The 12593-nt window shown below is 50.0% G+C and carries 10 protein-coding genes; 4 read left to right on the top strand and 6 right to left on the bottom strand.

Annotation, left to right across the window (positions count from 1 at the left end; translation table 11 throughout):
• Positions 1-57 precede the first annotated feature (57 nt).
• From IMCC3135_RS22475 to tnpA, 4 genes are all read right to left on the bottom strand, one after another.
• Positions 58-357, bottom strand: a complete 300-nt coding sequence (locus IMCC3135_RS22475) for a hypothetical protein (protein WP_157736201.1) — start codon at positions 355-357, stop codon at positions 58-60.
• 449 nt (positions 358-806) lie between these two features.
• A complete protein-coding gene (gene tnpC, locus IMCC3135_RS22470) occupies positions 807-2390 on the bottom strand; it encodes an IS66 family transposase (RefSeq protein WP_088919626.1) in 1584 nt (527 codons plus the stop codon).
• 117 nt (positions 2391-2507) lie between these two features.
• The gene (tnpB, locus tag IMCC3135_RS22465; protein ID WP_088919600.1) at positions 2508-2867 is read right to left on the bottom strand and encodes an IS66 family insertion sequence element accessory protein TnpB; all 360 of its coding nucleotides are present in this window, start codon (positions 2865-2867) and stop codon (positions 2508-2510) included.
• Positions 2868-2869: 2 nt separating this feature from the next.
• Positions 2870-3190, bottom strand: coding sequence for an IS66 family insertion sequence element accessory protein TnpA (tnpA, locus tag IMCC3135_RS22460; RefSeq protein ID WP_088919599.1), 321 nt, complete (start codon positions 3188-3190; stop codon positions 2870-2872).
• A 902-nt stretch (positions 3191-4092) separates the two neighbouring features.
• Between tnpA and IMCC3135_RS22455 the strand changes: the two genes are divergently transcribed.
• A protein-coding gene (locus tag IMCC3135_RS22455) for an IS5 family transposase (RefSeq protein ID WP_418251404.1) occupies positions 4093-4853 on the top strand; the annotation gives its coding sequence in 2 pieces (ribosomal slippage) (positions 4093-4420 and positions 4420-4853; 762 coding nt in all).
• 359 nt (positions 4854-5212) lie between these two features.
• Here IMCC3135_RS22455 and IMCC3135_RS22450 read toward each other — a convergent pair.
• Both IMCC3135_RS22450 and IMCC3135_RS22445 read right to left on the bottom strand, forming a co-directional pair.
• Positions 5213-6547, bottom strand: a complete 1335-nt coding sequence (locus tag IMCC3135_RS22450; RefSeq protein ID WP_088919625.1) for an IS4 family transposase — start codon at positions 6545-6547, stop codon at positions 5213-5215.
• Positions 6548-6724: 177 nt separating this feature from the next.
• Positions 6725-7282 (bottom strand): J domain-containing protein, encoded by a 558-nt coding sequence (locus IMCC3135_RS22445; protein WP_157736200.1) that lies wholly within the window; start codon positions 7280-7282, stop codon positions 6725-6727.
• Positions 7283-7623: 341 nt separating this feature from the next.
• Here IMCC3135_RS22445 and IMCC3135_RS22440 point away from each other — a divergent pair, with 341 nt between their 5' ends.
• The 3 genes from IMCC3135_RS22440 (at position 7624) to IMCC3135_RS22430 (ending at position 11202) form a co-directional block, all read left to right on the top strand.
• The gene (locus IMCC3135_RS22440) at positions 7624-8106 is read left to right on the top strand and encodes a helix-turn-helix domain-containing protein (RefSeq protein ID WP_088916797.1); all 483 of its coding nucleotides are present in this window, start codon (positions 7624-7626) and stop codon (positions 8104-8106) included.
• Complete coding sequence (locus IMCC3135_RS22435) at positions 8087-8761, top strand: IS630 family transposase (protein WP_088916798.1); 675 nt, start codon at positions 8087-8089, stop codon at positions 8759-8761. Before IMCC3135_RS22440 ends, IMCC3135_RS22435 begins: the two co-directional genes overlap by 20 nt.
• Positions 8762-9210: 449 nt before the next feature.
• The gene (locus IMCC3135_RS22430; RefSeq protein WP_088919623.1) at positions 9211-11202 is read left to right on the top strand and encodes a polysaccharide biosynthesis protein; all 1992 of its coding nucleotides are present in this window, start codon (positions 9211-9213) and stop codon (positions 11200-11202) included.
• The last annotated feature ends 1391 nt before the right edge of the window (positions 11203-12593 follow it).

Raw genomic sequence — 12593 nt, 5'->3', positions numbered from 1 at the left:
AATCGTTTAGTGAAAGATCGTTAGCGAAACGATAGCCATGACAGCTGCCATCGGCGGCTACCGGGCTCTGCCACTCCAAGAGCGTCCCGTCGCACTGGCGCCGGGATACCTGTTCGAACAGTTCTTGTTACCCTCAGGCTTTACGCCTAGTATGAAGGCCATTCCCAGCTCGTTGAGTAGTTCGATATGCGGTCCGTTTGATGCCAGGGCATCTTCGATTACGAGAAAGTTGCGCTGTGAGAACGCGTCGGCCAAGTACACCAGCAGCCGTTTGCCCGCATTACGTTCACAATCGTTCTTGTTATCTCCGTCTTTTTTGGTAATCGGTTCATAAGCGATGGGGAGTACCGTCTTCACTGGGTGCACCATCACCGCGTGTTAGTGCCGGTGTAAAAGCGCGGGTAATTGCCGCGGAGTTGAGGGTGACCCATGCCTGGGCTGAATGAATCATTCTCTTTATTGCTCGAAACACACTTTCTGGGCACAGATTGTTTCTGGCGTTTCAAGTTTCAGTGTTGACGTGAACGGTCAGTCAATGAAAGAAAATCACTACGCAAGAATTGCAAGCATATCCCTTCGCAGTAGTCGCAAACGATGGTGAAATTGCTGTAGTGCTCTGTTCTTTTCTGGCGCAATGGAGTCGCTAGAGGGTAAGCGGTCATTTGAGGGCGTATAGCCTTCTTGCGAGTATTCTGGTACGGCAAGCGCAATTGAGCCTCGCCAGATACGATCATTCAGCGCACGACGACTCTGCCGGATAAGCATCATGGATTCGATTGCGGGTAGCTTTTGACTTTCTGCGGGGTTCAGCCGGAGTCGTAGATGTCCGATCTCAGCGGATTATCTGCAAAGTGCTCCTTCCACAATCGTGGCGTGAGCTCTTCCACCCGACTTGCCGGATGAATACTGACTCGCTGCAGCACGTCTACCAGATAGGTGTACGGGTTGATGCCTTGTAGACGACAGGTTGCAATCAGGCTCTGGATCAATCCAACGTGTTCTGCCCCTAGCTCTGTCCAACAGAAGAGCCAATTTTTCTTTCCCATGGGAATACATCGCAGACCACGCTCTACGTGATTCGTATCCAGTGGAACTTGCGGATCTGCCAGGAATACGCGCAAGGCGGGCTCACGCTCACCAATGTATTTCAACGCCAAGGTGAACGGATCGCTTGGCAGAAGATCCTGCCGTGTGCATTGCCACCGACGCCACGCATACAGTTCGTCGACTACCGGCTTGGCATGCGTCAGACGATGGGTGCGTAATGCCTCATCCTGCAATGCCGCCTCACGAGCATCTGCCTCGATCCGATAAAGCCTGCCTATGATCTCTAGTGCCTGATCCACCGGCTGTTCTTCTCCATCACGCGCCTCAACGAACTGGCGTCTTGAATGCGTCCAGCACTGTGCCAACGTGACCTGCGAATTGCCCTTCACCCAGGCAGCGTAGGCTGCGTAACCGTCGGCAATCAGAGTGCCCGAGAAATGCACACCGAGCAGCTCTTCGATGACTTTCATGCCCCGGCTGGCGGCAAAGGGAAAACATAGCTCGTCCTTGTCGCCGTACATTGGCCAGAAGTAGCCTTGCTGCATCTTTCCCGGGCGTTTCTTGCTGGGCCCCGCCTTAACGGGCGTCTCGTCCATGGCCAACGTTTGACTCTCCAGTACAGATACAAGCTGCGCAGCCACGATGGGACGCAACAGCTCGATAGATTTCTTGGCCACATTGGTTAATGTTGTGCGCGACAGTGTGATACCGGCATGGCCCAGCCTCTGGTGCTGACGGTACAGCGGAATATGGTATTCGAACTTGTCCACCAGCATGCCGCCAATAAAGGAGACATCAACTACACTGCGCTCGATAACACCGACCGGTACCAGAGCCCGGCACAATGAACCGTTCTGTTTGAGCTTGACCACCGGTCGTTCATAACACAGCACAACGCTACTGGCTGGACGTTGCGCCAGGCGGTAGGTTTTATCAATGTCGATGATCTCGTACTGGTCTTCATCCAGGCCTTCGATCTCATGCGGTGTGAGCCGGATGGTCTTGAGCGGCACTGAGGCATCGAAACGAAGGCCGCTGTCGGTGACACAGTCTTCCGGACGTTGCTTCGGACCTTTCTTGCGTGTGTAATTGATCGTCTGTTCGGGGCGAGTATCCTCGTCTGGCAATGCACCCAAAATACCGATACCAAAGCTCAACTGATTCGGGCTGTCGATAAAGCGCTTTTCGCTCTTCTCGCCAAACAGCTGTCGTTTGAACCAGTTCAGCTGATGATTGGATTGATTGAGCTCCTGTGCAAGCTTGTTGACCGTCACCAACAATTCTTCGCGAGACTGATCCTGGTAAGGATCGGAATGAGTCTGTGATGTGTTGGTATCAACCATGATATTGATTATACCCTACAGTTGCAGTGCGAGAATCTCCGTGAATGCATTTATGCCTTGTATAGTAGTGTATTGACAGCTTCACTGATACCACTGAGTGCCTGGCCTCTGACATATTCAAGCAACCTTTGAGTCGGACAGGGAAAAGCGCTTGAAGCGTTTGGCATTCTGCCAATCAATACCGTACAGCAGACACTGCAATTCGCCGTAGCTCATAGGCTTCTTGATCGATGTCGCATCGGGAGTAACAAACGTGCCTTGTTCAAGCCGCTTGCACCACACGGCGTAACCATCACCATCGAAGTACAGGATTTTCATCTGCGTTTTCTTGCGATTCACGAACACGAACATCTCGCCTGACAAAGGGTTGGCACCCAGGTCGCGTTTGACCATGGCAGAGAGTCCATTGTAGGACTTTCGCATATCGGTGGCAGTGGTGCACAACCAGACGCGCACATTGCCATGAGGGTTGAGCATTGTTAGCTCCGGCTGATACGCAGATTGATACCATCACCGAGTGATAGCTCGACGCAGAAAGTTGAGCTAGTCGGCGTGGCATTGGCAGGCATGCCTGGAAACTTCTCATTGCTTTCGTGCAAGGCCGGCGTCAGTTCAATAAACCTCTCCGGTACAGGCTGTGGAATCGTCTCGCGCTCAGGCACCCGAAGTCGATTACGCCACGCCATAAAACTGGGGTAGCCGATATCCTCATGGCGACAAAAGGCTGCCGCACTTAGCCCACTACGAGCTTGTTGCTCTATCAGTTTCTGCCATTGAGCCTGGTTGCGCCGTGTTGCCATCTCGATTGCCTCTTGGTGTTGGTGAGGCTGTCAGAGTAGCGAGGCAATGCTCCATGCGGAAGGACGCCTCTAGATGACCGGTTACGCTAGAGGCTTCTTCGCCACGGCTACCACGTCAATCGTTTCAGAGCTACCCTGGTGCGTCACTTTTACCGCTAACACTCTTTGTCTTGCTCTATATCGGCGTTGCCGATCTGCATGCTTCGAGCGTCCTTGCAGGCTTTGTTGGTAGCGGTTTGCGGCACGTTGCCTGGCTTCTTTATGTGCAGGTATAGTGCAATTCGAGCAGTACCTGTTGCCTCTATCACAGCATCTGCAAATCATAGTCTGAGCGTAGCATCGAGCACATTGAAACAGGCGTGCTGAGGAGCTCTCAGAGTGCCCAGCATCGTACAGGCACTGCTCCGCCTCTGTAGTGCAATTAACGCCCAACCTTCTCTCCGAATAATGTCCATCTACAGGTCACTGCAAGAATGGGTCATCAACAGTAGAGATGCTCTGATTCTGACGGCCTGTTTAGATGCTGCGTCACCCAGGGTCGGTAGACCTCAGAATTCGTCGAGCCGCCTGTGAGGCGTGAATATGCAGCGACGCATGTTTAAAACTTACCTTTTATCCATGCTTGCGTGGAATAACAGCTCGCCATTTATTCGGGCAAGTACAGATGCAAGGGCGAGATTTCATCCGCTTGAAATGCGCCGAACCTATCATTTGAATCGCGTCACAGATGCTTGCGGGACGACCTCTATGTCTGTGGGTCAAACGTCGAAGCCGGTGGGTTAGCCAAGAGGTAAAAGGCAGGTCTCCTAGGGTTTGTCATCAATTAAAAGATAGATATTTTGACTTGTCGACCCGTTATAGTTGACGCCTACAGAGAACAGGCGTCGATGGGGCTCCAAACCATGGTTGGACGATACGGGCTTTCCGACAGACAATGGCAGCAACTTGGCCCGTTGTTACCTGGTCGTGCTGACACGGTCGGTGTCACTGCCAAGGACAACCGACTATTTGTCGATGCCGTACTTTATCGCTACCGTGCCGGTATTCCCTGGCGGGATCTGCCAGCTCGTTTTGGTGACTTTCGTGTCATCCATACTCGCCATTGTCGGTGGTCGAAAAAAGGGATATGGGAGCTTGTTTTCAAGGTATTAAGCGAAGACGTAGACAATGAATACGTGATGCTTGACAGTACGATTGTAAGAGCACATCAGCACAGCGCTGGGGCGGCTGGGAGCGAAAAAAAATAGAGTGCCTCGGGTTGTCGCGAGGGGGAATAAGTACCAAAATTCATGCACTGTGCGATGCATTGGGAAATCCGATCAGCTTCAAGCTCACACCCGGACAAGCATCGGATCTAGAGGGCGCTGACGCACTGCTGCCAGGACTCACGGCCGGTGCGCTGCTGGCCGATCGAGCTTATGATGTCGAGGAACGCGTGCGTAAGCGATTGCGAGAGGCGAACACTGAGGCCGTTATTCCCAGTAAGAAGTCTCGCCTTGTAAAGATCGAACATGACCGTGATTTGTACAAAGCTCGACATCTGATCGAAAATTTCTTCGCTAAAATCAAGCAGTACCGTGCGATTGCGACGCGCTACGACAAGCGAGCATGCAATTTTCAGGGAGCGATTCACTTGGTTGCCGCCATTGAATGGCTTAATTGATGACAGGCCCTAGAACAACCTTGCGAAGTAGTTACTTTGATAGGAGTGCCTGACAGGCAGCATCGGCAGAGAGTATTGTGTGATATTGTTCACGATATTGGAGTTACTGATCGGATGTTGTCTATAGTCACGCTAGTTATCTTGACTTATCTGGCTTTCGTTTTTTTTTCTGAAAGCATGAACCCATTTGCGAAGCCAAAATTGCAATTGAATCGTTCCCAGTGGCGATATGGCCGCCTTATGGCATTGGCAGTGTTTATTGGTGGTGTATGTACGATATTCTTGCTTGAAATTGGCTCTGCGGAGCTGCACTCTGCCGTTGCAGTTGGTGGGGCTATAGCCACCTCGTTATACATAAGTCATCCCGTCTCAGGGTTGGCACGTGCATAACGTAGCCCGTCAGCGAAGCTCATTATTTTCTCGAGGCCACGCCACAACGTTTTTGCACCAGGCTCTCCGTCGCTCTTGCGCCCGATAAAGCCTCCCGCCATGGCAACTAACCGAACGACTTCGTTTATCGTCGGCACTGTGTCTTTTGGCACTTTTTTTCGATTCATGGCATAGGCTGCTCGGATTTCGTCGGCTTCGAATACCAGTGACGCCTCCATGCCTGGACACTGACGACCCAATCGCATCAGTCGATTGATCCGCCAAGCCACGATCATGAATATGGCCAAAGCAACTTCCAGCGAGGCCAGTCTTTTCAATTGCAATGACTCAACCTTGCAGCCATTTTTCAGAATGTCGAAATACATTTCGATCTCCCAGCGCGCACGGTACCAATTGATTAACTCTGCGGCTTGATCCAAATCCTCAACGGCACGATTGCTTAGCAAACGCCACTCAACGGGCTTCATTCCCTCCGGCGGATTCTGCTCTCTGGCGATGACACAGCTTGCTTCTACCGCATCGCCATTTTTGTCGGATATCGTGACTCGCTGAACATAGACATGCTGCACGACATCACGCTCTTTCACGCCTCGGCGAGGGCGAAAACGGAAATTCACAGTCCCGGACGGCTTCTGCTCTGCGACTGATGCAAACAGTTTTCTGCCATCGGGTAAGGCTCTATCATGCCGAGCTCGTACCAACCAATCCGCTGGATGATCAAGCGCCACAGCGCGACGCATCAGTGCCAACATGTCAGACTCACGATCGCCCACATAGATGCATCTCGTATCCGGCAATTGAGCTGCGCTCTCGCAGATTCTCTCGTATCCTTCTACCCAACGCTCGCTTTCGTTGATCGTCTCTGGACGCTTTCCATTTTTCTGCTTGGGTTCGCGCGCCCAGTTCCAGCTATCAATCAGCCCTAGTGGTTCACGCCCCGGGGTCACGACATAGGTCGGATGCAGCAACATCCCTTTCTGCGACTCGAACTGAAGCGGGCCCAGTCCATCTATATCCTGACCCTGGAAATCCAGTGTTGTGGTGTCCTGCAAACACAACACGACGGGGTTCGCGGACATGCGTTGCATCGTGCACTGTATGTGTGGGTTCATGATCGACCAGAAATCCACGCACTCATGATTGAACAGTCGATAGGCAGCTTGTATCTCAGCCCAACCCTGACAGGCGTGGGGAATGCTATCTGCAGGTGATTCAGCCAGTCGCTCGGCCAATAAAGCAGCCCGCTTGTTCAGCCGGGCATCTCCCAGGTCGATGCCTCCCAATTCCTCGCTTGCCCAGCCCATATCCTCACATCAACATCGCCCTTGATGGTATTAAACATAGAAGAAATGCGAGCTGTTGCCAATCCTTAGCGCGGACTTATGTATAAGGAGGTGGGCTATAGCCTTGACACTGGCCTTGTGCTTTTCAGCAAAGAAAATAGGATACGCGTTGCGGCGATAGTTTCAATCCGATCCCGCCTACAGCGCATCAAGTAAGCATTGTTTGGCTGCATTGATCTTAGCCGCCAGATAGTTGCTGCCGCCCTTGTCCGGGTGCAGGCGACTCATCAAAGAGCGGTGTGCCTGGACAATGTCTTGTTTACGGGCAGATGTCTCTAATCCCAGGATTTGCCGAGCTTCGTCAACCGTCATGACCGTATCGGACGTGGGCTGTCTGGAGCTTCCGCTGTCAGAGTTGTCAGGTTCACTCCATTCGTCAGGTCGCGCACGTGATGCGTAGGTCTGAATAAGTCGGAGTGCCTCCATGTCATTCTGCTGGCAGTAGGTATAGACCGACTTCAATTCTGACAAGTTCAGCTGGCTGAGCTGCTTTCCCACATACGGTCCCATTTTAACGAGACCGTCTATTTCACCTGAGCTTTGATCCAGAGTCATGTCTATTGTTGCGGTAGAAACTCTGGATACGCCTGCTTGCTGCCCAGAGGCCGCAGCGCCGGGCATTGCTGAGCCCAGAATGCGGCGTAAAGAGGGTGCGAAGCGGATGAGCAGTGGTGCAATCCTGAAAATTTGCGTCATGGCGGCTCCAAGGATGGCAAAAAGTGCGGGAGCCCGCCCTGTCGCAGCCATGAAGAGAAAGATGACGCCCAAAACGATCAACGCAAGCTTTATCTTGCCGGGTTGTCCTTGTTGAAGGAGGTTCTTTAGGTATAGGTGGTATAGCAACCAGCCTACTGTTAGTAGGGCTATGAAGAACAGTGGGGTCACTTCGTTATTTGCTCTGGATGGGGGAGAGTCAAGAGTAGCACTCCTGTCTTTGTTAACCAGTGACACAGCTTCTAGTGGTGTAACCGCTTGATAAATTCCAGTTATAGTCTAACTTCATAATAGTACTTTGCAACCTGTTGAAGTGATTGAGAATGCCTAAGCGTCATGTGGTTAAGTTGTCCGAAGAAGAGCGCCATGCTCTGGAGCAGATCTGTAAAACGGGACGCATAGCGGCGCAGAAGCGACGACATGCACAGATTTTGTTACTGGTTGATCAAGGAGAGCATGGTCCTTCGATGACCGATGCCGAGGTTGCTGAGCGAATGGAACTGACCACCCGTTGCATCGCAAAGACACGCCAGCGATGTGTGGAAGAAGGATTGGAACTGGCGCTGCAGCGTAAGAGACGCAGTCGAGAGCGAACGGCAAGATTGGATGGCGATGCGGAGGCCAGGCTAGTAAGCCTGGCTTGCAGTGATGCGCCAGAAGGCCAGGTGCGTTGGACGTTGAAGCTGTTGAGCGAGCGTCTGATTGAGCTGGAAATTGTCGAAAGCGTGGCTTATGAAACGGTGCGTCAAGTTTTAAAAAAACATCATAAAACCTTGGCAGAAACGCATGTGGTGCATAGCGCCTAAAGAGGACGCGGGGTTTGTCTGCCAGATGGAGGCTGTACTGGATGTGTATAAAAGACCTTTTGATGCAGAGTATCCTGTGGTTTGTATGGACGAGACAACCAAACAATGCACGCGTGAGGTACAAAAACCGATCCCGGCATCGCCTGGCCAAAGTGAGCGCTACGACGGAGAGTACGAGCGCAATGGAGTTGCCCACCTGATGGTGTTCTATACGCCATTGGAGAGTCGACGCACGGTGCGTATTGCCGACAATCATGCGTCGGGCGAATGGGCCGAAGGCGTCCGTGACCTGGTGGAGAATCAATACCCCCACGCGAAAAAGATCACGCTGGTTATGGACAACCTGAGCACTCATAGCGGAGCCTCCCTATACAGAACGTTCGAACCCGCCGTGGCACATGCGCTTATGCAGAAGCTTGAGTTTGTCTTTACACCCAAGCATGGCAGTTGGTTGAATATGGCTGAATGTGAGTTCAGCGTTCTGGCCAGGCAATGTTTGGATCGACGCATTGCCGACGTGCCTACGCTGACCAAGGAGATAGCCGCATGGCAGACCCATCGCAACGAGAACGCCAAGCCTGCCGACTGGCGCTTTACAACCGACGATGCTCGTATCAAACTCAAAAGGCTTTACCCGAAAGTATCATGCAGTTAACCTACTAGTACTTTTTTACACAGATGTAGTGAGCTGCTTGTCGCCAACGTCTCAATTTGCATTTGCCACACAACAGTGTTTATCGGCCGGTGGGGCAGTATATGTGATGAGTCGGTAGAGTGAAGTAAAGTAAGTTCACAATTGCCATTCTATTCCTGCGAAGAAGGGCGTGTAAGATTCTTCAATCACGTAGGAGTTCATTGAAACCGATCGCCATGGTGCCTATCCAATCACTAGTCTAGCTTGACATAGCCCGATGTATACCGAAGTGCAGAAAATCACAGTTGTACTGTGAAAAGGCGGTCAACTACTACCCGTAAGTTCGGAAACAATGATAACCAGTTAAAACTATTGGCCCACTCAGGATCGTATAATGTTGCTTCTTCACGGAGCATGTACCTTTCGGTGCCAAGAAGTTTCGCAATGCGTTCAGACCAGATGAGTATTTCATGACAGAAAGACACCATATCAACAAGAAAAATACGCGTAATAACTCGTTTTCTACGTCTCTGGATAACTTGATCAGGAATATGGCTGATACGGGCCGTGGACGAAAACAGGCAGTTAGTATCACTGCGGACATGGGGATGGCTGCCATCTGTTTGTGGTTGGCTTACACGCTGAGGCACGGAATGGCGTTCAGTGACTTTAGATCCACATGGTATCTGTTTGTCGCGTTGCCGATCTTGACTGCCGTGGTCTTTAGCGGTTTGGGCATTTATCGTTGGGTCATCCGTTCTTCCAACCAGCGTTTATACAAGCAGTTGGTTAAGGGAAGTATCGTTTCAGCGCTGTCGTTGCTTGTCGTATTTTCACTGGTTCCGCCCGACAGAGCCAATCCACGTTCCTTGTTCGTCATTTATGCGTTGTTGCTCATTGGCGGAACCATTGGCATGCGTATGCTATGGAAAAGCATTTTTGACAGTGGCAATCAGGGTGAGCCAGTAGCGATCTATGGAGCAGGTGCTGGCGGTAGGCAGTTGGCTGGATTGCTACGAGAAGGTGGGGAATTTCGACCGGTGGCGTTCATTGACGATAATCCTAACTTCATAAGGTCTACATTGTCTGGATTACCTGTTATCGCCGGAGATGATTCGCAGCTCCGAGCGGCTCTGAAAAGGTTGGATACTGAAAGCGTTGTTCTAGCGATGCCCAGTATCTCAAGCTCGGGCTATCAGCAAAAGGTGGCACAGATAGATGAGTTGGGATTTCGTGTATTAACCATGCCTAGTGTAGGGGAGCTAATTAGTGGCAAGATTCGGGCTGATGAGATACGTGATGTCTCTATCACCGACATTCTCGGACGGCTGGAGGTTGCACCTAATATTAGTTTAATGGGAAGAAAGGTAGCCGGCAAAACTGTATTAGTGACCGGTGGGGGTGGGTCAATAGGCTCTGAGTTGTGTCGCCAGATAATGAAATTAGCACCGGCCCAACTTTTGATTCTAGATAATTGTGAGGCGAACCTTTACCACATCACTGAAGAGTTCAACGCATTAATAGCCAAGGCGGAGCCAGGCGAAGTGGTGTCATTTGTACCTTTGATTGGATCGGTAACTGATGCCGAGCGCGTCAAGCGTCTGTTTGCCAAATTTAAGATAGATACTGTTTACCATGCGGCTGCCTATAAACATGTACCTATTGTAGAAGCCCAGCCAGATCAAGGTGTTGATGTAAATGTATTTGGCACATTGACGGTGCTCAATGCCGCCATTGAATCGGGTGCTGGAAGTTTTGTACTAATCTCGACAGATAAAGCAGTGCGACCCACCAATGCCATGGGGGGCACCAAGCGAGTGGCAGAGCTTATACTTCAAGCAAAGGCTCGCTTACAGAGTAGTACGAATATCTCCATGGTGCGTTTTGGCAATGTTCTGGGTTCATCTGGATCGGTTGTACCTAAATTCAAGAAGCAGATAAAAGGTGGTGGACCAATTACCTTGACACACACCGATATCACTCGCTACTTCATGACGATACCTGAGGCTGCGCAATTAGTATTGCAAGCCAGTGCGATTGCTCAAGGTGGCGATGTTTTTGTTCTGGATATGGGAGAGCCTGTGCGAATTGAAGCGTTGGCGACTACCATGGTTCGCCTGTACGGCAGAAAGTTGCAGCGAGATACAGGTGATCCAGCCGATATTGAAATTGTAGTTGAAGGCTTAAGGCCTGGTGAGAAGATGTATGAGGAGCTGTTTCTTACGGACAGCTGCAGCGAAACTGAGGTAGCCAAAATATCCACAGCTAATGAAGACTGGTTGAGTTGGGACAAGCTCAAGCCGGTATTGGATGAGTTGGCAGCCGTAACTCTTAAGCAAGATGCAAAGATAATCAAGAGTTTGATCATGTCTCTGGCATTTCTAGATGACGCTTATTCTGCTATCCCTGTCGAGACGTCTGTAGAGTCTGATTTTGAAAATTCATTCTCTACCTCAGTATAACTTAAAGAAATCTAATTCGTATTTACCTAGAAGATCAGCAAGGTGAGTCAGGTGGTTGTAGATTAATGAAAGAATGGAAAAAAGGGGGGCATACATAAATCGAATGATAGAGATTTATGACACTTCTTCCGCCCGAGTTCGGAGGGCGGGGGCTGAAGGTGTAACTGACATTTAACAGACGATGTCGTTCCAGTATAGACGCTGGAACAATTTATAATCCTTTGGAAATTTATAGGCGTGAGGAAGCATGAGTCAGAGACAGTATTAAGTAGTGAACAGCCAACCGGCTGGAGGGGGTCGAACAGACGAGACTTGACGTCTGAGAGTGCAGGCCCGGTAGTAGTCGGGTAAAATTTATGGTAGGTGTGGTTCGGCACCAGATTTAGCCGCAGTTGCGTAACGAGCAACCGGATTTTTTGATGGCTTTGTATATAATAGGAGCCGGTCCTCAACTTAAGCAGGAGCGCCGTGTCACTTAACTGTGGGCACAACGATTCTTAAATCAGCGTGGAAGCATTTGCATCAGTGTAACTGACTAAATATTTAATTAAGAAAGGTAATCAAGACGCCTAACAGCAGAGACGCTGCCATGTCTTCCAAGTGGACGAGAACGGCCGATGAGGTAATCGCTGAGTGGCCAGTTAAGTAATACTAACTGCACCAAGTCACTAGGCAAAGATGGTGGAAGGATTGGGAGTTCTCGTATTCTGAGAGCGAGGTCTAATGTGATGTGTGAGAGATGTTTTAGTTAGTCCCCTCTTCGTCTATCACTAATCAATTCTGATATCCTAATTTCCTAGAGCTCCTCGCTAGGATAGTGGAGAAAATGCTCAAGCACTTTTTGAGTTGCGCAAAATATAGAGATCATTATCTAAGCAAGAGTTAGGAGTTTTTTTGACTGATTCTCATACCTACTTATGTGATATGCACACGAGGTCATGTTCTTTGTTGTGTTATCGCATGGAGCTATAAATTAGACGGGCCTGGCAAGAATATGAGTTGTGCTTATCTAGCATAAAAGAAAGAAGCTCAAGATTTTGATAGCTATGTTCGCAATACGACTACGGGAAGCAATTAGTGTGCCAGGAACTTACCTCTCCCAGAGGTCTGTAGTAAACAACAGGTTTTTCGCATTGTCAAATTTAGTCTGGTTTCATCAATTGATTCTGTCCGGGTCGTATAATGCACGCACTTGGCAGTTTGGTTCAATGAAAAAGCTGCAAACAATTTAAGTGAGGGCTAGTGCTGTGTTTACGATTGAAGGCAATTGTATAGCACATGAAAATCAAGATAAAATAACATATGAACCAATCGTTCTTTTTCCAAATCTTTACACATGTTGTGTTTAGAACATGTCGAACATCAGCGGTGTTCGTAATCAGACAGTTTGC

It is taken from the genome of Granulosicoccus antarcticus IMCC3135 (assembly GCF_002215215.1).
In the GTDB taxonomy this organism is placed as follows: Bacteria; Pseudomonadota; Gammaproteobacteria; order Granulosicoccales; family Granulosicoccaceae; genus Granulosicoccus; species Granulosicoccus antarcticus.
The sequence above is the reverse complement of the archived record's forward strand: the minus strand, read 5'-3'. Positions and strand labels throughout refer to the sequence as shown.

What these genes read in the sequence shown, in the direction of transcription:
- tnpC (WP_088919626.1), bottom strand. Translation starts at nt 2,390, where the DNA reads ATGGTTGATACCAACACATCACAGACTCATTCCGATCCTTACCAGGAT.
- tnpB (WP_088919600.1), bottom strand. Translation starts at nt 2,867, where the DNA reads ATGCTCAACCCTCATGGCAATGTGCGCGTCTGGTTGTGCACCACTGCC.
- tnpA (WP_088919599.1), bottom strand. Translation starts at nt 3,190, where the DNA reads ATGGCAACACGGCGCAACCAGGCTCAATGGCAGAAACTGATAGAGCAA.
- IMCC3135_RS22450 (WP_088919625.1), bottom strand. Translation starts at nt 6,547, where the DNA reads ATGGGCTGGGCAAGCGAGGAATTGGGAGGCATCGACCTGGGAGATGCC.
- IMCC3135_RS22445 (WP_157736200.1), bottom strand. Translation starts at nt 7,282, where the DNA reads ATGACGCAAATTTTCAGGATTGCACCACTGCTCATCCGCTTCGCACCC.
- IMCC3135_RS22440 (WP_088916797.1), top strand. Translation starts at nt 7,624, where the DNA reads ATGCCTAAGCGTCATGTGGTTAAGTTGTCCGAAGAAGAGCGCCATGCT.
- IMCC3135_RS22435 (WP_088916798.1), top strand. Translation starts at nt 8,087, where the DNA reads ATGTGGTGCATAGCGCCTAAAGAGGACGCGGGGTTTGTCTGCCAGATG.
- IMCC3135_RS22430 (WP_088919623.1), top strand. Translation starts at nt 9,211, where the DNA reads ATGACAGAAAGACACCATATCAACAAGAAAAATACGCGTAATAACTCG.